The following is a 22,381-nucleotide window of genomic DNA, read 5'->3' on the forward strand; positions in this document are numbered from 1 at the left end:
ATAGCGTCCCAAGCTTCGAGTTGAAGAATATACGGGCTTACTACCTGCTCTCTACGCAAACTTATAAAATTGTTTGAAAACTACTTGCTTTTAAACGGTATAACTCTCTGCTGCGCAAAGAAGGGGAGACATTGAGGTTATTATTTTACTGTTTTTTACCCTCTTTACTCTTCACCCTCTTTGCGGAGCAGAGAGGGTCGACGCCCGCGCATGCGGGCCGTCGGGGTGAGTCAATCTGCGAGCGACAATACCGATTCAAAGGTTGCGAACGCTTATGGCTCCAATCCTCAATTATCCTCTCCCCAAAAAAACAATTAGCCATTTTTAAGATTTAACCTACATTTACATTGCCATGCTAAAAAAACGCCTAGCTTATACGCTATTATTTGCCGCCATTTTATTTGCCGATTGCGCCTTTGCACAAACGCCTCAGTTGATAGATGCCTTATCGCGCCAGAACCATTGGGTAGATTCTGTCTATAATAAAATGAACAGGCGCAAGCGCGTTGGGCAGCTGTTCTTCGTCCGGGCGCACACCAACCGCGGACAGGCCTATTCCGATTCGGTGAGGAAAGTCATCAAGAAACAGCACATTGGCGGACTGGTGTTTTTCCAGGGCGGGCCGGGCAGGCAGGCCATTTTGGTGAACCAATACCAAAAAGTTGCCAAAGTGCCGTTGCTCATAGCCATGGATGGCGAATGGGGACTGGGCATGCGGCTGGATTCTACCATATCTTACCCCTACCAAATGGCCCTCGGTGCTATACAGGACAACACGCTCATTTACAAAATGGGGCAGATGGTGGCCTATGATTTTAAACGATTGGGCGTACATATCAATTTCGCGCCCGATTTTGATGTAAACAACAACCCCAATAACCCTGTTATCAACTATCGCTCCTTCGGCGATAACAAGTATAACGTGGCGCGTAAAGGCATAGCCTACGCCAAGGGCATGCAAGATGCAGGCCTCATCGCCATAGCCAAGCACTTCCCCGGTCATGGCGATACCAATGTAGATTCGCACTTCGATTTACCTCTGCTGCCCTTTTCCCGCGAGCGGCTTGATTCCTTAGAACTCTACCCCTTCCGCGAGGCAGTAAATGCCGGCATTGGCGGGGTGATGATAGCGCACATGAGCATACCGGTGCTGGATACCACCAAAAACCTGCCCTCTACCTTGTCTAAACCCATCATCACAGGGCTTTTGAAAGATTCACTGGCTTTTAAAGGGCTGATTGCCTCCGATGCTATGGAGATGAAAGGCGTAACCAAATATTTCCCAAAAGGCGAGGCCGACCTGTTGGCATTCCTGGCGGGTATGGATCTGATCGAACTATCCGAAGATTCTAAAAACGCTGCCAAGCTGATACGCAAAGCCGTGCGCCAAAAGCATATCGACTCTGGAGAGTTTGAGGCGAAAGTGAAGAAGATATTGGCCGCTAAATACTGGGCCGGACTGAACAATTATACCCCGGTTGTAACCGATGGCCTGCTGGCCGATCTTAACCGCCCTGCTGCAACCCAATTGGTACAGCAGCTAAGCGATGCCGCCGTAACGCTTATACAAGGCGACAGCCGCACGCTCAAACAGGATACCACCAAAAAAACAGCCATCATCAGCATAGGTGTAACCGAGCAAACTGTTTTTCAGCAGGAGCTGGTTAAGCATTACCCTAACAGCACGCAGTTTTTAGTCGGCAAGAATACCCCTGTGCCGGACCTGAACAAGCTATTGGCATCGCTAAAGCAATACGATCAGGTTTTTGTGGGCGTACATGACACCCGTATACGCCCCGCCAGCAAACTTGATTACAGCAGCGACGTAAGACTGCTGATAGCTGATTTGGCCGCAAAACCAAATTCAGTCATCAGCGTTTTTGCCAACGCCTACGCCATTGCTGGCTTGCCCGGCATTGAAAAGGCCGGTGCCATACTGGTATGTTACCAAAAGGATGAAGCTATGCAGCGCGCCGCGGTTAAGGCCATCAGCGGGCAAATTAAACCAACGGGCAAACTACCGGTAAGCGTAAATACTTTTTATACTACCGGGGCTGGCTCAAATCTTTAATTGATAGCGCATTATCGAAAAATACAGGGAGGATTTTGTAGCACAATTGCCTGTGCGGGCGTAACGGTACTATAAACCTCTTCCATCATGAAAAAAGCTTTACTGTTTTTGCTGCTGCCGGCCATGCTTGCGCTGGCTGCTTGCAACAAAGCCGTTTTGCAGGATAACGGCTGCGTTACAGAATACATTCGTCCGCTGAACCCGGTTGGCGATGCCGCTTACGCCAAAATCAAAACACTGTTCCAGAATAACGGCATCAGTTACCAGGGACTAAGTTTCTATCGGGCTGATTTCAACGACAACATCCCGTTGAATGGCGTAATAAACGTTTACCAGCACACCGTCGCCATGCAATATTTTAACGGCCTGCCCTTGCTTAATGGCGATATTGGGTATCATTTTATGAACGGCGTATTCACTACAACCATTAGCCCCCGTTACAGTAGCATCAACATAGGCACGGGCAAACACTTGCAGCTAAGCCAGGTGCGTAAGCTTTTTTTGGATGAGATACAGAAGGATGGTTTCTATGCCAATCGCTCCTACAAAGATTCGTGCATGTCGGCAGAGTTTGGGTATTACAACGTAACGCCTGATGGGCCCACCCCAACGCCACAATTCATCAAAGCCTGGAAAATCACCCCCTCGGGTTCGGATTACCCGGTAGCGTACTTCAGGGATGATGATGCCGCAATGCTATCGTACTTCAACGGAATATTTACGGTGAATTGATTACTCCTCCAACGCTTTTTTAAACGTGCTATCGTTTTGGTTGATCACACGGTAAAAGGCGCTGTTGCCCCATCTAAAGCGCGCCGCATGGGCCTTCAGCAAAGTTTTTATCAACGCAGCAGATTGCTGCAACTCGCGCGGGTCAACCTGCTCTAAAGATTTGGCCGCGTATTGTACAAAGGCATCGTATTCGGCATTGCTCAGCTGATAATTGTTGAAGAATTTATCTTCGGTGCCATACTTGCTAATAGTGGGCTGCATTTTATCGATAATATAGGCGGTAAACAGTTGCTTATCGCTTATATCTCCCAAAAGCTGCGTGCTTTGGGTAGTATCCGCAGCAACAAAAACATCGGGCATAATGCCGCCCGAACTGAACACCTTCCGGCCGTTGCTGGTATGGTAGGTTGAGGCACCCACGAAGGCGCTATCGGCCAGGCTGTTGCCTGCAGAGAGCAACTCCCCTTTGCGCACCCGGTTGGCTAATTCGTTCCGGTAGCTTTGCACACCGTTTTTATATGATTTCTGTATCGACCGGCCCGAGGGCGTGTAATACCGTGCTACGGTAAGGTTTATGGCCGTTCCATCCCCAAAGGGAAATTGTTGCTGTACCAGACCTTTTCCGAACGACCGCCTGCCTACAATGGTGGCCCGGTCCAAATCCTGCAATGCACCTGCCAATATCTCGCTGGCACTGGCCGAGTATTCATCTATCATTACGGTTAGCTTGCCATGCTCGTAATTGCCAGAGTCGGTTGCAAAGTAATCTGTACGTGGTTCGTGCGCGCCTTTGGTGTACACGATGAGTTTGTTTTTCGGCAAAAACTCGTCGGCCATGGCGGTAGCGGTATTGAGGTAACCGCCGCCGTTTCCGCGCAGGTCTAAAATCAATTTTTGCATGCCATCGGCTTTTAAAGCGCTAAGGGCGCGCCTGAAATCTGCATCGGTGGTAGACGCAAATTTGCTTATCTTGATATAGCCGGTGGTGCCGGTAAGGTAATATGCGTCCAGGCTGCTCTGGGCAACTCGCCCACGTTTGATGCGGTAATCTTTATGCTCTCCGGTATTGGTAATCACATTGAGGGTTATCTCCGAATCCTTTTCGCCGCGGAAAGTTTGGCTGATGCGACTTTGCGTGAGCTTGGTGCCTGAGAATGGTTTGCCGTTTACCGATATGACGCGGTAGCCCGTATTAAGCCCAGCCCTTGCCGCCGGGCCGCCGGGATACATTTGGGTGATCACCAGTGTATCGCGCAGTACCTGGTATTCTACCCCGATGCCGTTGAAGCCGGCACCCAAACGTTCGCTGATGGATTGCGCCTGCTGGGCGGGCAGGTACACGGAATGTGGATCGAGGTTTTGCAGCATATCGTTCACGGTTATGCCCGCTATACTATCGATATCTACCGAATCTACATAATTTTGGTTCACCAGATCGAGCACTTTAGAAATTTTATCGTCGCTGCGCGAAAAACTGAAGCCGAGCTTGCGCCCCGCAACATTGTCTTCGCTAATAAAAATGCCAATGAGGATGCCTATCAGTAGTAAGATGATAGCCCGGAAAATAATACCCGCAGTTTGTTTCATGTAGTGATGCCTGGCAAATTTAAGCAATAAGCTTTATAGCCTATAATTTATGTGTTGTTGTTTGATACCGTTATATACGTATTTATACGGGTTGGGGATGAAAGCCGCGACACCTTTAAACGGGTCTCAGACGCATGACTGCTATGTCCGCGTCGCTAGTGGACTCACCCCCAACCCCTCTCTGCTGCGCAAAGAGGGACATCTTTTATTTCTACTTTTAACCTTCTTTCCGCTTGCGGAGAGAGGGTCGGGCAGCGTAGCGTACCCGGGTCTGCCTGTCGGCAGACAGGGTGAGTCAAATATACGAGCAATAAGAACCGCCGCCAACGATCGTCCCCCGAACCCGTCACGCGAAATAATTTGAAGGCATATCGATGCATCTTCTTTGCTTTGATGTTTTTTATTCAATTTTGTTAAAATTATTCTTGCCCCGCATGGAAATAACAACCGAAAAGGATTCTAAATATAACAACCTGGAGAAAATGCCTTTGCTGGATATCCTCCAAAACATTAATAACGAAGATAAAAGCGTACCATTGGCAGTAGAAAAAGCGATGGAGCAGATAGAAGATCTGGCCACCATCGTAACCGAAAAGATGCGCATCGGCGGCCGGCTGTTTTACATCGGCGCAGGTACCAGCGGCAGGCTGGGCGTGGTTGATGCATCGGAATGCCCGCCAACCTTTGGCGTGCCCTTCGATTGGGTGGTAGGTATTATTGCCGGCGGTGATACCGCGATTAGAAAGGCGGTAGAGTTTGCCGAAGACGATCGCCAGCAAGCCTGGAAGGATCTGTTGGAATTCAACATTAATGAGAACGACGTGGTGGTAGGCATAGCGGCATCGGGCACTACGCCTTATGTTATCGGCGGCTTGCAGATGGCCAACGAGCATAATATCGCCACGGGCTGTATCGTTTGCAATAGCAAAAGCCCTGTAGCGGCAGAAGCGCAGTACCCGGTAGAAGTTATCGTAGGCCCCGAATTTGTTACCGGCAGCACCCGTATGAAAGCCGGCACCGCGCAAAAGCTGGTTTTGAATATGCTAAGCACCAGCGTTATGATACAGCTGGGCCGCGTAAAGGGTAATAAAATGGTGGATATGCAGTTAAGCAACAATAAACTGGTACACCGCGGCACCCGCATGGTAATGGCCGAAACCGGCCTCGACGAGAAAACGGCAGCCAAACTTTTAACGGAAAACGGCAGCGTGAGGAAAGCCGTGGAAGCGAGTAAAAAATAATGTTCAAATTTCAGATGTGCAGATTTCAAATGAAAAGAATTAAACTAGATAATCAAAAAGTCTCCCCTTCCCGGGGAGGTTGGAGGGGGCTGTGCACGAGATAGAACCATATTACAAATGGCGCGATGATTATGTAGCATCAGAAGACGAGTACTCGCCTTTTTATGCTACGCAATACAACGAGTTTGAATTTGATAAACAGATATACAATTACCTGCTGCATCCGCAATGGGATTCGTTCGGATCTAACACGCTTTACTTGAAAGTGCTCTTTGTTGATTACGACCGGGGGTACAGCATCATAGAATTCATTGGCGAATGGAACGATGCCATCAATAACGATATCATGCTGCTGAAGCGCGAGATACTGGAGCTGATGATAGACCAGGGCATCAACAAATTCGTACTGATTGGCGAGAACGTGCTTAACTACCACCATTCAGACGATAGCTACTACGAGGAATGGTTTCAGGATGTGGAGGATGGCTGGATAGCGGGCGTAAATTTCCAGGAGCATGTGATCAAGGAATTCAAGAACAGCAATATCGATTACTATATCAACTTTGGCGGCCAGTTGGATGAGCTGAATTGGCGCACCCTAAAACCCGTGCAGGTTTATAAAAAGGTAGAAGAGCAGCTGATGAAAAGATTGAACTAAGATGGGGAAACCGGTAAAAATTCCAGGCATTATATTTATCGGTTTTTGCGCTGGTAAGCATCGTGTGTTATGTAACCGGTTATACTTTAGTTATCCCGTTATCGCAAAATAACTTAGATAAAACAGCAGGGGCGGTGAAAGCCGGTCAGCAATTAAACCCCTTTGCAGGTTTTGATTTTACAAAGGGCAATTGGCAGGCATTTATTGTAGTTTCCCCTTCAGACTTTACCGACCTGCATCCCTCAATTCAACATCATGGATGCATCAAAACCGGGGACAGGAAAGTTTTGATGCGCATGAAAAAGGACTGGAAGTTCAGGGCTATCGGGGGCGATATGGCCACCTTTCAAAGTACATTCTATGTGGTTAGAAACCATAAGGTGATGTTCGAATCGGGCATCGTGTTAGATAAGCAAAGACAGGGGCTTCAAAACCCACAATACGGCTGGATGGAACCTGTGGATGCAGCTGAAATAATAAGCACTTGTAAGCAATTCAAAGCGGTGTATTGGCCAATTGTATTTTTATAGCCATAAACTACACCTGTTGTTATCAAATTTATAACAATCATATCTTTTGTATCGTTACAACTTTACTACATTCGTATTAAATATATTATAATAAAAAAATGGAAACCAAAACTTCTAATTACTCTTATACAAGCATTAACCATACGGATGATAACGAAACAACATCCCGCAGATATTTGGCGCAAGTGTTTATCTGGATGTTTATCGCAATGGGTGTTTCGGCTGCCGTGGCTTTTACGTTTTACCTCAATTTAAACCTGATGGCGCTTATTATTAGCCCTACAGGTTTTACCCCGCTGGGATATGTAGCTGTATTTGCGCCGCTTGTTTTTTCGCTGGTGATAAACTTCGGGTTTAATAAAATATCGTATCCGGTAATGGTGGTAATATTTCTTACTTATGCAGCAACCATAGGGATTACTTTCAGTATTTTCGGGCTTATCTATACCGGGGCCTCGATATTCGCCATGTTCGTAAGTTCGGCCCTGTTATTTGCTGCAATGGCGGTTGGCGGTTATAAAACTTCGATGGACCTAACCAAGTTTGGTTCTATCATGTACATGATGTTTGTCGGCGCGTTTATTGCCAGTTTTGTAAACTTCTTTTTAGGCAGCGCGCAGTTTGATTATATTGTAAGCTATGTATGGGTTGCTGCCATGATAGGCCTTACCGCCTATTACATGCAAATGTTGAAACGGATTGGTGCCGGCCTTGAGTTTGGCAATGAGGAATCAAAAAAATTGGTGATTATAGGAGCGTTTATACTATACACTACGTTTATAAACTTGTTTATGTCGATGCTGCGCCTTTTTGGCAGAAGGAGATAAATTCCCTCCATACTATCTTAAAGAGCCGCCTTGTGCGGCTTTTTTTTTATTTTATATGTAGTACCCCCTAAGAGAATAAACCCGCACTGTTTCTCCAAATACTTCGTAAATTAAGCGGTGTTCTGATCGATTCGCCTGGACCATTTACCCGAGAGATTGTATTTGAGGGCTTCCGGTTTTCCAATACCTTCAAAAGGATGAGCCCTTATATCTGTAAGCAGCCGATGTATTTTTTTCTGGACAACCTTATTGCCCGATTTCTGCCAGTATTTAAGGTCGTCCTCAGCGTCCCCAAACAATTCTATTTCCATAGATTGTCGAGGTCGACTTTAACGCCTTTACCTTCCTTTGCTGCTTTTTCTCCGCGCTTTATTTTCTCTACAAACGCTTGATTATACGGGCCATTGCCTTCTTTCTCGAAAGAAACTTTAAGAGATTTTAAAAACGCCTTAACAGCCATTGCCTGTTCTTTGCTTTCAGGATATACGATGAGTGTTTCCATATACAAATTTAATACTTTCAGTTGTCAAATTCCTAAAACCGCTTTATAGTCTCCGTTAAATGCGCCAGGTGGTGCCTGCTGTGCCAGGCGTAAAGGGCCAATGCTTTTTTCAGTGTCACGGCCTCGCCCGATGCCGGGTGGTAAAAGGTCATATCCCATTGCTCTTCGGTAAAGCTCTCGAAAAGGGCAACCATATGCATGTGTATGCCCTCCAGCATACGCAAAGATGGTTCTACGGGCATGCGGTAGTCGGGCAGCAGCGCCCAATCACCCTCTTCGTAGGGTTTTATGGTGGGGTTTTCTTCGGTAAGCGCCAGTTTGAAACGGATGAGCGAGTTCATGTGGCTATCTGCCAGGTGGTGTACAACCTGGCGCAGTGTCCACCCGCCGGTGCGGTATTGGGTATCCAGTTGCCGATCGGCAAGGGGCATAATTGCATTACGCACCTTGCCGGGCAGGTTACGTATTTCGCTTATCCATTTACGTTTATCTTCGGGGATATAGGAAAGCGGGGCTACAAATTTGCCTACTGGGTAACGCATCTGCTCGTCTGTCATGGCTTATAAAATTTAGTTTTGGGCAATAATAATTTGATGCATCCATAAGGATTTGCCCTAAATTAGCGTTTTGTACTTGTTTTGTAAACTGATGATAAAAAAATTATTAACACTGCTATTCGTACTAACCTCTGCCACCACTCTTGCCGATACGATAAAAACCGACGTGCTGGTGGTGGGCGGCGGCGCAAGCGGCGTAGCAGCAGCTATACAAAGTGCACGAAGCAACGTTAAAACCATGCTGATAGAGCAAGGGCCATGGTTGGGCGGCAGTATGACGGCCGGCGGCATGTGCATACTGGAGGCCAACCGCAACCTGCCCAACGGCTTTTACGGCGAATTCAGGGAGCGCGTCAAAAACTTTTACAAAGTAAGATTAGGTTACGATACCACCTTTAACGCCGTGCTCAACTTTGAGCCATCGGTTGGGGCATCTATCCTCAAAAAACTGACCGATACTGTCAAAAACCTTACCGTGCGGTTAAGCACGCCATTCACCGCCATTAAAAAAGACGGCACAGGCTGGGAGGTAAGCATTTCCGTAAACGGCACAACCGATGTGATCAAAGCCAAAGCCGTGGTTGATGCTACCGAATTTGGCGATGTGGCCACTCTGGCAGGCGCCTTATTCAATACCGGTTTTGATAGCCGTAAAGAAACGGGCGAGGCGCAGGCCCCGGATAATGCCACCAACCAGATACAGGACATCAGCATGATTGCCATACTGAAGGATTATGGCCGAGCGGCCGACAAAACCATTGCCCGGCCCGAGGGCTACGAGCCATCGCTCTATGCCTGCCTCAAAAAAATCGACATCAAAAAAATGCTGAAGGCCGGCGCACTCATAAACGATAAGTTCATGATGAACTGGAACGATTGCGCAAACCAATACTCGGTAACCTCAGACGACCTCTCGCCCGAAAAACGTGGCGAAACCTTCCGCAAGGCCCGCCTGCATACCTTGGGGGCTATCTACTACCTGCAAGCCGAACTGGGTTACAAAAACCTAGGCCTTGCCGATGAATTCCCCACCCGCGACCACCTGCCGCTTATCCCCCACATCCGAGAAAACAAACGTGCCTACGGCGAAGTGCGCATGGTGCTGGATGATATTTACACACCGTACGACAGGGGTTCACGCCTGTACCGCACCTCTATAGGCATTGGCGACGCTTTACCCGGACAGCATTACATTATACCCGGCGCGCCAAAAATAAAGTACCCGCCTTTCCCGCCGTACTCGGTGCCACTGGGTGCCATCGTGGTAAAAGACGCGGTTAATCTATTTGTAACGGAGAAGGCGATGTCGGTAACGCATTTGGTAAACGGCAGCATTACCGACCCGGCCGTGCAGATGGCCCTGGGGCAGGGCGTGGGCGCCTCGGCAGCCTGGTGCGCGTTCTTCGGCAAGACCACCAAGGAACTGGATGTACGCAAGATACAAGACGAGGTGCTCATTTACGGTGGCTCGGTAATGCCTTTCAGCGATATCCCCAAATCCGACCCGGCCTACCGCGCCGTACAACAAGTGGGTTGTACCGGCATGCTGAAAGGTTTCCGCACGGTAACCGGCACTACCGCACAAATGCTGTTTAAGCCCGATACTACCGTTTATACAGACGAAGTAAAACCTTACCTCAATGAGATATACACCCGCTCGTTCCTGTGGTTCAACAAAACGCAACCGGGTGATGATTTCACCGTTGGCAACCTGTTATCTTACATCAGCGAGATGTCGCTTACCGACCCGGAAACGCTGGAACGTATTATGCGCGCCAACTGGAAAAGCAAGTACAACTTCACGGTAGCATTCGATACCAAACGCCCTGTTACACGCCGCGAGTTTGTAGTGTTGGCCAATAAATACCTTAACCCCTTTGCACGCAAGGTGGATTTGGCAGGGAAGATGATTAATTAATACGCCCCTAAACCGCACTAGGGCGCGAATTTACCATCCATATAGTACCCATCGCCTGGCCGCGTTGTACGAACCCAATATACTTTACGAAATGCAAGGCAGTCGCCTGGATTCTTGCGCGGCTTTGGGCGGGAGTATTACTGACGCTCGGTCGGTTTACCAACCCTAACTAAGTGCTGTACGCGTGTTGCGATGGGTATAAGAGCCAAATACATAAGAGCGCCTGTAGCAACTGCCGCATTCGTATCGCCTAATTGGTAGCCAAAATAAAAAAAATTTCATCCAAAGGGGGCGTTTTGCCCGGTGGGCTAAAATGCCGTTAGCACATTTGGGGCATTTAAGTTTGTTGTGTTTTGTTTCCATAAGGGGTCTTAGTAAACAGTTAAAATTTTGTTCGGATTTGCAGGTAATCAAGACAGCCAAATGCTGTTTGCAGTAGGTGCAGGAATAGTCATCATCCCCGCAGTTTTTTTAATACGTTAACCGTATTTGTTCACAACTGAAGCTGTAGGTCCGGGCACTATAAATATACGCATTTTTCATAATAAGTAATTTATAGCGCATTAATTAATTGTAAACAAATGGTTACACACCATTAATATATTGTGCGATAGGCAAATATTGCGCTTGTTTTGCGCAAAAAAAGAATGTTTATGGGGACAAAAGGAGGACAAATAGCTAAAATGAGTAAAGCGCGGCTATAATGCCGCTACGGCATCTTCTATTTCGCTGCCTTGTTCAACCTCCATTTTTTTGCGCAGGCGTTGCTTGGCTTTTTTTACGCCATCGGTGGTGATGCCCAGCATACCGGCCATCTCGCGGTTGTTAAGGTTTAGCTTAAGCAGGGTAAGCAGGCGTATATCGGTATCGGTAAGGTGCGGGAATTTATTGCGCAGGCGGTAAAAAAAAGCCGGGTGCACCTTGCTAAACAATTTCCTGAATTCGGCCCAGTTCTCATCCGTCATGATATGGGCTTTCATCATATGCTCCAGTTCGCGGGCGTCCACCTCGCTTACAGATCGTAGCTTAAGTTTTTCAAGCTCGCTCTTAAACTCATCTATGAGCAGGTTCTTCTGCATCAGGTTTTCGGTGTAGCCGTGCAGGGCGGCTTTGGCGTTCTTCAGTTCTTCGTCCAGCCTTAATTTTTCTGATGCCAGCAGTGCTTTGTCTTTATTGGCCTTTAGGCGTTGGCGGTTATATATCAGCCCCAGTATCACCATCAATAGCATCAATACGATGATAACAGTATTGCGTTTGTATGCCCCCAATTCGGCCCTGCTTTTAAGGTGCTTTAGTTGCGTCTTACTTTTATCTACTTCCCATTGCAGCTGCACGCGTTCAACTGCGGCCAGGTTGCCGCGTTTCTCCAGGCTATCTTTAGCCAGCACATACTTTTGCTGGTATTGCAAGCCTGTGGCTTTGTTGCCAAGCTTTTCGTTCAGCAAGGCCTTCAGCTTAAAATAATCGGCACGGTACTTTAGCTCGTCGTTACCGGCGCTTAGTAGCAAGGTATCGGCAGTGTTAAGCTGTTGGGTGGCTAATGCAAGGTTGGCACTTTCTATATTTATCCGCACCAAACGCAGCAGCGCAATGGCGGCATTAGGCTTTTGGTTATATTTTAACGATACCGCATAATCTGTTTGTACCAACGGCAAGGCTTTTGCGTATTGCCGCTGCATGAAATACACCGAACCTATATTGCCCGTAGTTATGCCAATCCATGCGCTATCGCGGGCCGCTTTGGCCATGCCCAAAGCTTTTTGGAAATACTGCATCCCCATTGCCTGATGCCCGGTGTTACGGTAAGTAAGGCCGATGGTATTCAACACGTCTATCCGCTCGCGGGATTTGGGCTGCTGGTATTTAAGGGCAAGCATCAGATTTTCACGCGTGGTTTCATAATCGCCTATGCTATAGTAAAAATTGGCTACCTGGTTAAAATAAATGCTTATGCCCGGCACTTTGCCAAAACCAATCGCCCGGAATTTTTCTTGCGAGAACAAGAAGTTGCGGCAGGCAGGGATGTTCTGTTCATATTTACCCAGGTAAACTGCAAAGCGATGCTGGTAAACGGCAGCCTCCAACGGCAAATCGTGTTCCTCTGCAAAATGGATAGCCTTATCGTAATAGCTATTGCTTATGGTGTTGTGCCTGCGTTTTGTAGCGTAATAATCGGCGCGCAAATCCAATACGGCGCACTGCAAAGGCAAATCGGCTGTTTGCCGGGCAATATCGTTAAGCTGGTCCAGGTTTTGCATGGCTGCTGCTTCGGCCAGCATAAGGCAATTGGCCTGGTACAATTCGCGGGCGGTTGCGATGCGCTTATTGGCAGGGGTAGTTTTTATGGATGCGAATAGTTTTAGCCCATCGATGTTGGATTTGCTTTGGGCAAAGGAATGGGCCGCAGGTATCAGCAGCATGCCCGGTATTAGCATCCAAAGCAATAAAATACGTGGCGATAACGTCAACATTATAACTCAAAGAATCAGGGCTTAAATATAGCTATTGTGCTATATCCCTAAAATTAGATTATCGTTAGAATAATACCCCCCTGTGCAATGTCTGGCTTTATACCGTTTCTTTGGGCACTTCGGGCGCATGTATCTGGCTAAGCGATAGTGGTATGAGCACTTTGGTTTTAAGGTAGGTGATGCTTACGATAAGCAACGTCATGCTACCACCGAATATTACTGCAGGTACCGTACCCAGCAGCCTGGCCGCCGTGCCCGATTCAAAGGCACCGATCTCGTTAGAGGAACCGATGAACATAGCATTCACTGCCGATACCCGCCCGCGCATATGATCTGGTGTGAGCAGTTGCATGATGGTTCCGCGGATAATTACACTCACGCTATCGAAGGCTCCTTCGGTAAACAGGAAGAACAACGACAGGTAGAAGCTTTTTGAAAAGCCGAAACCGATAATGGATAGCCCGAAACCGGCAACAGCAATAAGCAGGTTGCGCCATGGCTTGCCCATAGGCGAGAACCGGGCCATGGCCAGCATGGTAAGCACCGCACCCGCCGACGACGTGGCACGCATAATGCCCAGCCCTTCGGGCCCAACCTTCAATATCTCGTTGGCAAAAACCGGCAGCAAGGCTACAGCCCCACCGAAGAAAACCGAGAATAAGTCCAGACTCATGGCACCTACCATCATCTTGCTATTAAACACAAAACGTATCCCTTCTGAAAGGCTTTTTCCGATGCTTTCCTTCGGCACGAACACCGGCGGATAGGACCGTAACAGGTAAACCAATACTAAAGATATCAGCAAGAAAGTTAATATGGCTACAAACGTAACCGTTATGCCCAGGTAGCCATAAATAAGGCCACCCGCTGCCGGACCCAAAATAGAGGCTATTTGCCAGCTACTGCTGCTCCAGGTAGCGGCGTTAGGGTAAATTTCTTTAGGTACGCTTTGCGTGTAGATGACGAACGTGGCCGGGCCGTAAAACGCACGGGCAACGCCATTGCAGAATATCATCAGGTAAATGACGGGTACTATCCAATTTACATCAATGTACTTATCGGCATCTTTAAGCGTAATCAGGAACATTACCAGCGAGGAGAAGAATACGCCAACAAATACCCACAAAAGCATCTTTCGCTTTTCAGATTTATCGGCAATGTAGCCGCCATATAAAGCAGCGCCCACTGCGGGGATGGCCTCGCAAAGGCCCACCAGGCCAAGTTTAAAAGGATCTTTGGTGAGGTGGTAAATATAAAAGCCGATGATAACGGCTTGCATTTGGTAGGCGAACGTAAAGCAGAAACGCATGCCTACGTATGAGCGGAAATCTTTGTACCGCAAGGCGGCGAATGAGTCTATCCGGGGGCTTGTACTATCTCCTTCGGGCATAGATGGGGTGTTTTGATTGAAAGCCGCAAGTTACGAACCTCTGTATTAATAAGGTTAATGTAGCGGGCTTTGTTACTTTATTATAACAAAAAAGGCGCGGTGTGTGCCGCGCCTATCTATTCGTTTTTACAATCCGTGCTGATCTATCAGGTAAACCAGCGAGGCTATGGCTGCTGCACCAAGCTCCAGCTCGCGTTTGTTCACGTTTTCGAAAACATCGTTTGATGAGTGATGAAGATCAAAATACCGTTGTGAATCGGGCCGAAAGCCGATCAGGACAATGGCAGGCCTGGTATCTTTCAGCGGCCCGATATCCGTACCGCCGCCGCCGGCAATAAGGTGATCGGCCTCGTAAGGCTCGAATAAGGATTTATATTTTTCATTAATAGCTTTCAACTGGGTTGCAGGGATGCCCTGGAAACTGAAGCCGCGCGGAGTGAAGCCGCCCTCGTCGGTCTCAATAGCTGCGATATGGTCCTCGTTGTTTTGGGCCGCTACCTCGGCATATTTAAGGCCACCTTTATGTCCGTTCTCCTCGTTCATGAAGAACACCGCGCGTACCGAGTTTTTGGGCTTGTAGCCAACGGCTTTGAATATCCTTAGCACTTCTACAGATTGCATTACGCCGGTGCCATCGTCATGCGCGCCCTCGGCCAGGTCCCACGAATCCAGGTGCCCGCCTACGGTAATGAATTTATTAGGGTTTTCGCTACCGGTGATTTCGCCGATAACATTGTATGATTTTACATCGGGCAAAGTCTGGCAACTTTGTTTAAAGTAGAATTTGATCAGGGGAAGCTTGCGCAACCTAAGCATATTACTCAGCTTATTGGCCGCCATTGTTGATATAGCTGCTGCAGGAATCTTTACACCGCCTTCGGCATAAACGGTGCCGCCGGTATGCGGGAAATCGTCCAATGCCGAACTGATGGAGCGAACGATAGCACCAACCGCGCCGTATTTGGCGGCTGCAGATGGCCCTGCGAAACGCTGAACGCCTGCCGCGCCGTAGCCTGCACCGGTTTCAATAAAACGCTGATCGAATGGGCCATTGAAGAAAACGATCTTGCCTTTGATGACACTTTCACCCAATTGGTCAAGTTCTTTGAGGCTTTTTACTTCGACAATGTTGGCGGTGATGCCTGCTGCGGGCGTACCAACCGACATACCCAACGCCGCGATGGGTACCTTGATGCGGGTTTTGCCATCGATGATATAAGCCTCTTCTTTTGCGCCGCGTACCCAATGCGGCACCATGCACTCCTGCAGGTACACCTTATCAAAACCGTAGGTGTCCATGAGCTTTTTGCTCCATTCTACCGATTTTTGCGCACCTACAGAGCCGCTTAAACGCGGACCGATCTTTTTACACAGGTAGCGCAGGTTTTCGTAACACTGGCCGTTTACCAGGGCTTCATCGTAAAGTTTGCGCAGCATCAACGAATCTTGCTGTGCCTGAGAAGCCGTGGCGGAAGCCAATAAAGCAAAGAGGAGTAATAATTTCTTCATGTGGATGGGTGTTTAATATTTTATATTGATAGATAATTAAGCAACCTGGGGTTGCCAAAAAACAGTTACTTGCTTAATATCCACTTTTTTGCGGGCTTGCGCAAGGTCATAATTTTCCTGGGCGTGCAGCCAAAATTCGGGCGTAGTGTTAAAAGCGGCACTTAGCCGCAGGGCCATTTCCGGAGTAATTCCCTGCTTGCCATTAATTATAGCAGATAGTGTTTTACGGGTAGTGCCTAAACCTGTGGCAACTTGCTCAACTGTAAGTTTTTTTCCTGTCTCTTCATGTAAACCATCTAAAGTTTCCCTGATCAATTCTCCTGGATGCGCCGGATCGAACATATGCATTTCAAAAATCTCCTATATTACTGGTAATCCAAATAATCAACTTCGTGCGCATCTTCATTTATAAACTGAAATATGATGCGGTAATTTTTATCAACTTTAATTGCCCAAAATCCTTTCAGTTCGCCGCTTAGCTGATGCAAGCCATACCCCGGTATATTTACATCCGTGATGGATTTCGCAGCCTGTAATCGGGTTAAGATAAGCCTAATCTTACTCACATGCTGCGGCTGTAATTTTGATGAGTCTCCTCTTTCGTAATAAAGTCTTAGCCCTTTGTGACGTATGGTTACGATCATAAAACAAATGTAACATGAAACGTGTCAGGTGTCAAATAATTTGACGAATTATTTATGATATTTTATCCCAGCTTAACCCGCCGTTTTTTTCCTGTGGCGATTGGTGGAGTATCTGGTGCTCGGGCAGGGCCAGTTGCGGATCGGCGGCCAGGAGATCTTCTACGCATTTGCGTACTTTTGTCAGCAGTTCCTGATCGGTGGTGAGGTCGGCTATTTTTAGGTCGAGCACGCCGCTTTGCTGCGTACCTTCTATATTGCCGGGGCCGCGCAGCTGCATATCTATCTCGGCTATCTCGAAACCGTTATTGGTTTTTACCATGGTGTTGATACGCACGCGGCCATCAGCACTCAGTTTTTGCCCTGTCATCAATATACAGTACGATTGCTCGGCACCTCGGCCCACGCGGCCACGCAGTTGGTGCAGTTGCGAAAGGCCAAAACGCTCGGCGTTCTCGATGATCATTACCGATGCATTGGGTACGTTTACGCCCACCTCTATTACGGTAGTGGCCACCATTATCTGCGTTTCGCCTTTGATGAAGCGCTGCATCTCAAAATCTTTATCGGCGGCAGCCATTTTGCCATGCACCACGCTGATGCGGAACTGCGGCAGCGGGAACTCGCGGCTCATCACCTCGGTTCCGTCTATCAGGTTCTTCAGGTCAAGCTTTTCGCTCTCCTGTATCAGCGGATACACCACATAAACCTGTCTGCCTTTGGCTATCTCCTGTTTCATAAAGCCGAACATGCGCAAGCGTTGGGCATCGTAAAAGTGCTTGGTTTCTATCGGCTTGCGCCCCGCAGGCAACTGGTCTATTACCGATACATCCAGATCCCCGTAAAGCGTCATAGCCAGGGTGCGCGGGATTGGCGTGGCTGTCATCACCAAAACATGCGGTGGGATGATGTTTTTGCGCCAAAGCTTAGCGCGCTGCTCCACGCCGAAACGATGCTGCTCATCTATCACTACCAGCCCCAGGTTTTTGTATTGTACTTTATCTTCAATCAGCGCATGCGTGCCTATAAGTATCTTCAGTGTGCCGTCTTCCAGTTGCTCGTGTATTACGCGCCGTTTTTTTTGCGGTACCGAGCCGGTAAGCAGGGCCAACTCAACAAAATCATCACCCACCAGGCTTTTGATGGTTTGGTAATGCTGGTTGGCCAGAATTTCGGTTGGGGCCATAATGCAGGTTTGAAAACCATTATCAATGGCTATCAGCATGCTCATTAAGGCCACAACGGTTTTGCCGCTACCAACATCGCCTTGTAGCAGACGGTTCATTTGCACGCCGCGCTGGGTATCTACACGGATTTCTTTCAGCACCTTTTTTTGCGGGTCGGTAAGCTCAAAGGGTAGTTTATGGTGGTAAAACTCGTTAAAGTAATGCCCAACCGTGCCAAATACATTACCCTTGAATTTGGCTGTACGGGTAAGCTTGTTCTTAAGCAGCTTTAGTTGCAGGAAAAATAATTCTTCGAACTTTAACCTTAAGACAGCTTCATGCAGTTGCGCGGCATCGTTAGGAAAATGGATGTTGCGGTAACTTTCTGCACGACCGGCCAGCTTAAAGCGGTTGAGCACGTATGCCGGCAGATTCTCGTGGATCTCTCGCGCGTACTGGTCCAGCAATGCTGCGATGAGTTTTTGCAGGCCCTTGCTATCCAGGCTAAACTGCTTTAATTTCTCGGTTGAGTTGTAAGCCGGTTGCAGGGTGAGCGCCCCGCGTTGTTGTGGCGCTTTTGGGTTGTAGGGCTCAATCTCGGGATGGGCCATTTGGGCTTTACCGTTAAAAAAGCCGGGCTTGCCAAACAGCACGTAAACCTGGCCGGGTACCAGACTTTTTTCCACCCATTTTATCCCCTGAAACCACACCAGTTCTATGATGCCCGTATCATCCTTCGCCTGGGCAACCAGGCGTTTGGTATGTTTTTCGCCCATCATTTCTTTCGAAACAAGGCGGGCCAGTACCTGCACATAAGGCAGGTCGGGCTGTATGTCTTTTATCTTGTAAAACCGCGTGCGGTCGATATACTTATACGGGAAATGCTTCAGCAGATCCGCAAACGTATGGATATTCAGCTCCTTTTTCAGCACCTCGGCCCGAGTTAGCCCCACGCCTTTTAAGTATTCGATAGGTGTTTGAAAGTGCTGGCTATTCAATGTTTAGCTGGTTCAGGGTTTCAGGGCAATAACCGATATCTCCACATTAACGCCTTTTGGCAATGCCGATACCTGCACAGTTTCGCGCGCGGGGAAGTTGGCGGTAAAGTAAGCGCCGTAAACTTCGTTTACCTGTGCAAAAGTTTGCATATCGGTAAGGAAGATATTGGTTTTGATCACGCTCTCAAAACCCAGGCCGGCCTCTGTCAATATCGCTTTCAGGTTTTCCATTACCAGTTTGGCTTCATCGATAATGCCGGTGGTAACCACTTCGCCGGTGGCCGGGTTGATAGGCACCTGGCCAGATACGAATAAGAACCCGCTTGCGGCAACAGCCTGGCTGTAAGGGCCTATAGGAGCAGGGGCATTAGTGGTATTGATGATCGTTTTCATTGCGATGTTATATGGGTAATTAATTAGGGGAAAAGGCTATTTCTTGAGGATGTACCATTTAATAAGGATATAGATGATACCCAGCAAAAACATGATGATGGCGATAGCATTAATGGTATGCATCACCTTTAAATTAAAACTGGTTGGCCGGTTAGGGTCTTTTTTCCTGAAGAAATACATGCACAAAATTAATAAAAAAAAGAAAGCTCCGGGTTATCCGGAGCTTTCGCTTAATAATATTATGCTAAAGGAATATTATTTTTTGATGAAAGACACACGACGGTTCTGCACGCGGCCTTCTTCAGTGCTGTTATCAGCAATTGGGTTGGTTTCGCCGTAAGCTTTTACTTTTACGTTAGAAGCAGCAACACCAGAGTTAACTAAGTAAGTTTTTACAGAGTTAGCACGATCACGTGATAATGACATGTTGTGAGCAGGAGTACCTTCAGATGAAGCGTAACCGTTTATCTGTACAGTTGCACCTTTTGCACGCAGGTCAGCAGAAGTAGCATCTAACACCGGGTATGAAGATGTACGTAATACTGAGCTATCAAATTCAAACTGGATATTGCTGTAAGGAATAACGGGATCTGGTACAGGAATAGGAGGAATCGGGTTTATTACGAGAACGCAACCAGAACCATCAACTACGCTACCAGCAGGAGTGTTAGGGCATTTGTCGAACTGATCAGATACACCGTCACCATCAGAATCTTTCTTCAGGTCGTTAACAGCGTTTTCAACGTTAGTTACACGTACTTTCAAAGCAGCAACTTCCTGACGTAAGGTCTCGTCGTACAACTCATCGTACATCATAGCTACAGGGTTAACCCAGTCTAAGTTTGGTTTGCCTTTGCCACCTAAAGTGAACTCTAAACCACCGTAACCGTAAGAGTATTTATCACGGGCTTGTGGTTTTGCTGCTGAGTAAGAAGCATCGAAATTGTTACCATCCAAGAAGTTCATGGTGTAACCTAAGTTAAGGGCAACCGCATCAGTAAGTTTGAATTTAACGCCTACGCCAATTGGGATAACCAATTCTTTAACGGTACGTTTTTTGTTGGTTGCATCAGGAATACCTATCGAAGTAGGGTTTCCGTTAGCATCCGAACGGTAAAACTGGTAGGTGCCTGAATTGTAATCAGCTAATGAAGTAGCAACGCTTGGTTGGTAGAAAGATAAACCACCACCAGCGGTAATGAAGAAGTTGATAGCGTTTTTACGACGGATATAATCGATAGTAGCAACGTTAACCACACCGCTTAAAGTAGCAGAGTAGAATTTGGTTGAATAACCGGCCCTGTTACCAAACGCAGTTGGGTTACCTGCTGCATCTTCGTTGTGCGCACGTACTTTACCGCCATGCAAATCTAACTGCAAGCCGAAAGAATGAGCCAATTGAGACCTGAAAGATAAGCCGTAGCCTAAAGAAACGTCGGCATTGGTCCACTCGTTGGTGCCGCCAATCGCCAAAAATGGCGAAGTAACGCCAGCGTTAACGCCGATGCTAAAGGTTTTGTACTGTCCCCTGCCACCAAATACCTTGGCGGTGGTTGTTCCAGATGACATAGTTGAGTCTGCCGACGTGGTAGTGGTAGTGGTTTGCGCACTCACCATCCCAGCAGTCAACAAAGCAGCAACTGATAATGCAGCTGTTTTCTTTAATGTAGAATAATTCATAGTTTTAAGATTAAACGATTTAATTGTGATTTTTTTCAAAATTAGTAATTATGTTTGAAACGATTACCAAACTTTGTTCCAAAATTCACAATTACTACTACAAATAATAAAAATAAATTGTTTTTATTAAAATAAACATTTTAAAATAATGAAATATATACCTGTAAATGAGCGGCTATTTACAATAAATAGAAAAAGTTTCGTTTCGCGACTAAAGCCCAACGCTATAGCTATTTTCCACTCAACTGACGAATATCCGCGTAGTGGAGATCAGAGCTTCCTGTTTAAACAAAATCCCGATTTTTTTTACCTCTCGGGTATAGATCAGGAGCAAAGTATTTTGGTTTTGTTTCCGGATTGTCCTAATCCGTTATACAAAGAAGTACTGTTTTTAAGACAAACCAGCGAACACATTGCCATTTGGGAAGGACACAAATACACCAAGGAAGAGGCGCGCGCCACATCGGGCATTCAAACGGTGCTATGGCTGCAGGATTATGATTCGGTTTTGCACAGTATTATTAACTATGCCGAAAGCATTTATATCAATACCAACGAGAACGACCGCTACGTGCACACCGTGCCTTATCGCGATTTGCGGATGTACGAAGCGTTGCGTTTAAAATATCCGCTGCACCGTTACGAACGCTCGGCACCCATACTGCGCGACTTGCGTGTAGTAAAATCAGACATTGAAATAGAGCTTACCGCCAAAGCCTGCGGCATTACCCGCGATGCTTTCATAAGAGTACTCAAGTTTACCAAACCCGGCGTTACCGAGTACGAGATAGAGGCCGAGATTATCCACGAATTTGTGCGCCAGCGTGCAACCGGGCATGCATACAACCCTATCATAGCATCGGGCAATAACGCCAATGTGCTGCACTACGTAGAAAACAACCAGCCTTGTAAAGATGGCGACGTAATATTGCTTGATTTTGGTGCCGAATACGCCAACTACAACGCCGATATGACGCGCTCTATACCCATTAATGGCCGCTTTAGCAAACGCCAGCGCGATGTGTACAATGCCGTGTTACGCGTAATGAAAGCCGCCACCGCCATGCTTGTTGAAGGCACCATTTGGAACGAGTACCACGATGAAGTAGGCAAGGTAATGGAAAGCGAACTGATAGGCCTTGGCTTGTTGGATAAGCATGACGTAGCCAAGCAGGACCCTAAAGCACCATTATACAAAAAGTACTTTATGCACGGCACATCGCACCATTTAGGGTTGGATGTGCACGATTATGCCAGCCGCTACAAACCTTTCGAGGTGGGCAATATACTTACCTGCGAGCCTGGTATCTATATCCCGGCAGAGGGCCTGGGCGTAAGGTTAGAGAACAACATCCTCATTACTAAAGGTGGTAATATAGACCTGATGGCCGACATACCGGTAGAGGCGGAGCATATTGAAGAGATAATGAATTCTTAAGTTAAAAAAGGTTAGAAAGGTTAAAAAAGTTAGAATGGTTGGAGTTGTGAAACTTAGTTGATTTTTAACCTT

At 47.3% G+C, this 22,381-nt stretch carries 21 protein-coding genes; 8 read left to right on the forward strand and 13 right to left on the reverse strand.

Features of this window, described 5'->3' with window-relative positions; genetic code table 11:
• Window positions 1-352: 352 nt before the first annotated feature.
• Together E2R66_RS20660 and E2R66_RS20665 are read left to right on the forward strand one after the other, a co-directional pair.
• Entirely contained in the window at window positions 353-2,071 is a 1,719-nt protein-coding gene (locus E2R66_RS20660) for a glycoside hydrolase family 3 protein (protein WP_133234300.1), read from the forward strand.
• Window positions 2,072-2,158: 87 nt separating this feature from the next.
• A complete protein-coding gene (locus E2R66_RS20665; RefSeq protein ID WP_133234302.1) occupies window positions 2,159-2,803 on the forward strand; it encodes a hypothetical protein in 645 nt (214 codons plus the stop codon).
• Here E2R66_RS20665 and E2R66_RS20670 read toward each other — a convergent pair whose 3' ends face one another.
• A complete protein-coding gene (locus tag E2R66_RS20670) occupies window positions 2,804-4,390 on the reverse strand; it encodes a S41 family peptidase (RefSeq protein WP_133234304.1) in 1,587 nt (528 codons plus the stop codon). It lies immediately after the preceding gene.
• A 434-nt stretch (window positions 4,391-4,824) separates the two neighbouring features.
• On the opposite strand from E2R66_RS20670, the gene murQ reads away from it, so the two are divergent.
• The 4 genes from murQ to E2R66_RS20690 all read left to right on the forward strand — a co-directional run bounded on the left by murQ (window position 4,825) and on the right by E2R66_RS20690 (window position 7,646).
• On the forward strand, window positions 4,825-5,631 hold the full coding sequence (murQ, locus tag E2R66_RS20675) for an N-acetylmuramic acid 6-phosphate etherase (RefSeq protein ID WP_133234307.1): 807 nt from the start codon (window positions 4,825-4,827) through the stop codon (window positions 5,629-5,631).
• Between the two features lie 91 nt (window positions 5,632-5,722).
• Window positions 5,723-6,289: a hypothetical protein gene (locus E2R66_RS20680; protein WP_133234309.1), complete on the forward strand. Its 567-nt coding sequence runs from the start codon at window positions 5,723-5,725 to the stop codon at window positions 6,287-6,289.
• 62 nt (window positions 6,290-6,351) lie between these two features.
• Window positions 6,352-6,819, forward strand: coding sequence for a hypothetical protein (locus tag E2R66_RS20685; protein ID WP_133234311.1), 468 nt, complete (start codon window positions 6,352-6,354; stop codon window positions 6,817-6,819).
• A gap of 98 nt (window positions 6,820-6,917) precedes the next feature.
• The gene (locus E2R66_RS20690) at window positions 6,918-7,646 is read left to right on the forward strand and encodes a Bax inhibitor-1/YccA family protein (protein WP_133234313.1); all 729 of its coding nucleotides are present in this window, start codon (window positions 6,918-6,920) and stop codon (window positions 7,644-7,646) included.
• A 110-nt stretch (window positions 7,647-7,756) separates the two neighbouring features.
• Here the strand turns inward: E2R66_RS20690 and E2R66_RS20695 are convergent, their stop codons facing one another.
• The 3 genes from E2R66_RS20695 to E2R66_RS20705 are packed head-to-tail and all read right to left on the reverse strand — an operon-like array spanning window position 7,757 to window position 8,705.
• Window positions 7,757-7,957, reverse strand: a complete 201-nt coding sequence (locus tag E2R66_RS20695; RefSeq protein ID WP_240049361.1) for a Txe/YoeB family addiction module toxin — start codon at window positions 7,955-7,957, stop codon at window positions 7,757-7,759.
• Complete coding sequence (locus E2R66_RS20700) at window positions 7,948-8,148, reverse strand: DUF2683 family protein (RefSeq protein ID WP_133234315.1); 201 nt, start codon at window positions 8,146-8,148, stop codon at window positions 7,948-7,950. The genes E2R66_RS20695 and E2R66_RS20700 overlap by 10 nt, the downstream gene beginning before the upstream one ends.
• 32 nt (window positions 8,149-8,180) lie before the next feature.
• Entirely contained in the window at window positions 8,181-8,705 is a 525-nt protein-coding gene (locus E2R66_RS20705; protein WP_133234317.1) for a YfiT family bacillithiol transferase, read from the reverse strand.
• A gap of 91 nt (window positions 8,706-8,796) precedes the next feature.
• Between E2R66_RS20705 and E2R66_RS20710 the strand changes: the two genes are divergently transcribed.
• Window positions 8,797-10,623 (forward strand): FAD-dependent oxidoreductase, encoded by a 1,827-nt coding sequence (locus E2R66_RS20710; protein ID WP_133234319.1) that lies wholly within the window; start codon window positions 8,797-8,799, stop codon window positions 10,621-10,623.
• Between the two features lie 698 nt (window positions 10,624-11,321).
• On the opposite strand, the gene E2R66_RS20715 is transcribed toward E2R66_RS20710, so the two are convergent.
• The 9 genes from E2R66_RS20715 to E2R66_RS20750 form a co-directional block, all read right to left on the reverse strand.
• Window positions 11,322-13,094 carry a hypothetical protein gene (locus tag E2R66_RS20715; RefSeq protein ID WP_133234321.1) on the reverse strand — a complete coding sequence of 591 codons (1,773 nt, stop codon included), beginning with the start codon at window positions 13,092-13,094 and terminating at the stop codon, window positions 11,322-11,324.
• A gap of 97 nt (window positions 13,095-13,191) precedes the next feature.
• Complete coding sequence (locus E2R66_RS20720) at window positions 13,192-14,484, reverse strand: MFS transporter (protein ID WP_133234323.1); 1,293 nt, start codon at window positions 14,482-14,484, stop codon at window positions 13,192-13,194.
• Window positions 14,485-14,610: 126 nt separating this feature from the next.
• A complete protein-coding gene (locus E2R66_RS20725) occupies window positions 14,611-15,993 on the reverse strand; it encodes a M20/M25/M40 family metallo-hydrolase (protein WP_133234325.1) in 1,383 nt (460 codons plus the stop codon).
• A 36-nt stretch (window positions 15,994-16,029) separates the two neighbouring features.
• Window positions 16,030-16,341: a HigA family addiction module antitoxin gene (locus tag E2R66_RS20730; RefSeq protein WP_133234327.1), complete on the reverse strand. Its 312-nt coding sequence runs from the start codon at window positions 16,339-16,341 to the stop codon at window positions 16,030-16,032.
• Window positions 16,342-16,358: 17 nt separating this feature from the next.
• Window positions 16,359-16,637, reverse strand: a complete 279-nt coding sequence (locus tag E2R66_RS20735; protein WP_133234329.1) for a type II toxin-antitoxin system RelE/ParE family toxin — start codon at window positions 16,635-16,637, stop codon at window positions 16,359-16,361.
• A 52-nt stretch (window positions 16,638-16,689) separates the two neighbouring features.
• Window positions 16,690-18,798, reverse strand: coding sequence for an ATP-dependent DNA helicase RecG (recG, locus tag E2R66_RS20740; RefSeq protein ID WP_133234331.1), 2,109 nt, complete (start codon window positions 18,796-18,798; stop codon window positions 16,690-16,692).
• Window positions 18,799-18,810: 12 nt separating this feature from the next.
• Window positions 18,811-19,191, reverse strand: a complete 381-nt coding sequence (locus tag E2R66_RS20745; RefSeq protein ID WP_133234333.1) for a RidA family protein — start codon at window positions 19,189-19,191, stop codon at window positions 18,811-18,813.
• Between the two features lie 36 nt (window positions 19,192-19,227).
• Window positions 19,228-19,371 (reverse strand): DUF6728 family protein, encoded by a 144-nt coding sequence (locus E2R66_RS28705; protein ID WP_192901998.1) that lies wholly within the window; start codon window positions 19,369-19,371, stop codon window positions 19,228-19,230.
• Between the two features lie 75 nt (window positions 19,372-19,446).
• Window positions 19,447-20,871, reverse strand: a complete 1,425-nt coding sequence (locus E2R66_RS20750; RefSeq protein WP_133234335.1) for an OmpA family protein — start codon at window positions 20,869-20,871, stop codon at window positions 19,447-19,449.
• A 148-nt stretch (window positions 20,872-21,019) separates the two neighbouring features.
• Between E2R66_RS20750 and E2R66_RS20755 the strand changes: the two genes are divergently transcribed.
• Window positions 21,020-22,309 carry an aminopeptidase P family protein gene (locus tag E2R66_RS20755; protein ID WP_133234337.1) on the forward strand — a complete coding sequence of 430 codons (1,290 nt, stop codon included), beginning with the start codon at window positions 21,020-21,022 and terminating at the stop codon, window positions 22,307-22,309.
• Window positions 22,310-22,381 lie beyond the last annotated feature (72 nt).

This window comes from Mucilaginibacter psychrotolerans (assembly GCF_004519315.1).
Classification (GTDB): domain Bacteria; phylum Bacteroidota; class Bacteroidia; order Sphingobacteriales; family Sphingobacteriaceae; genus Mucilaginibacter; species Mucilaginibacter psychrotolerans.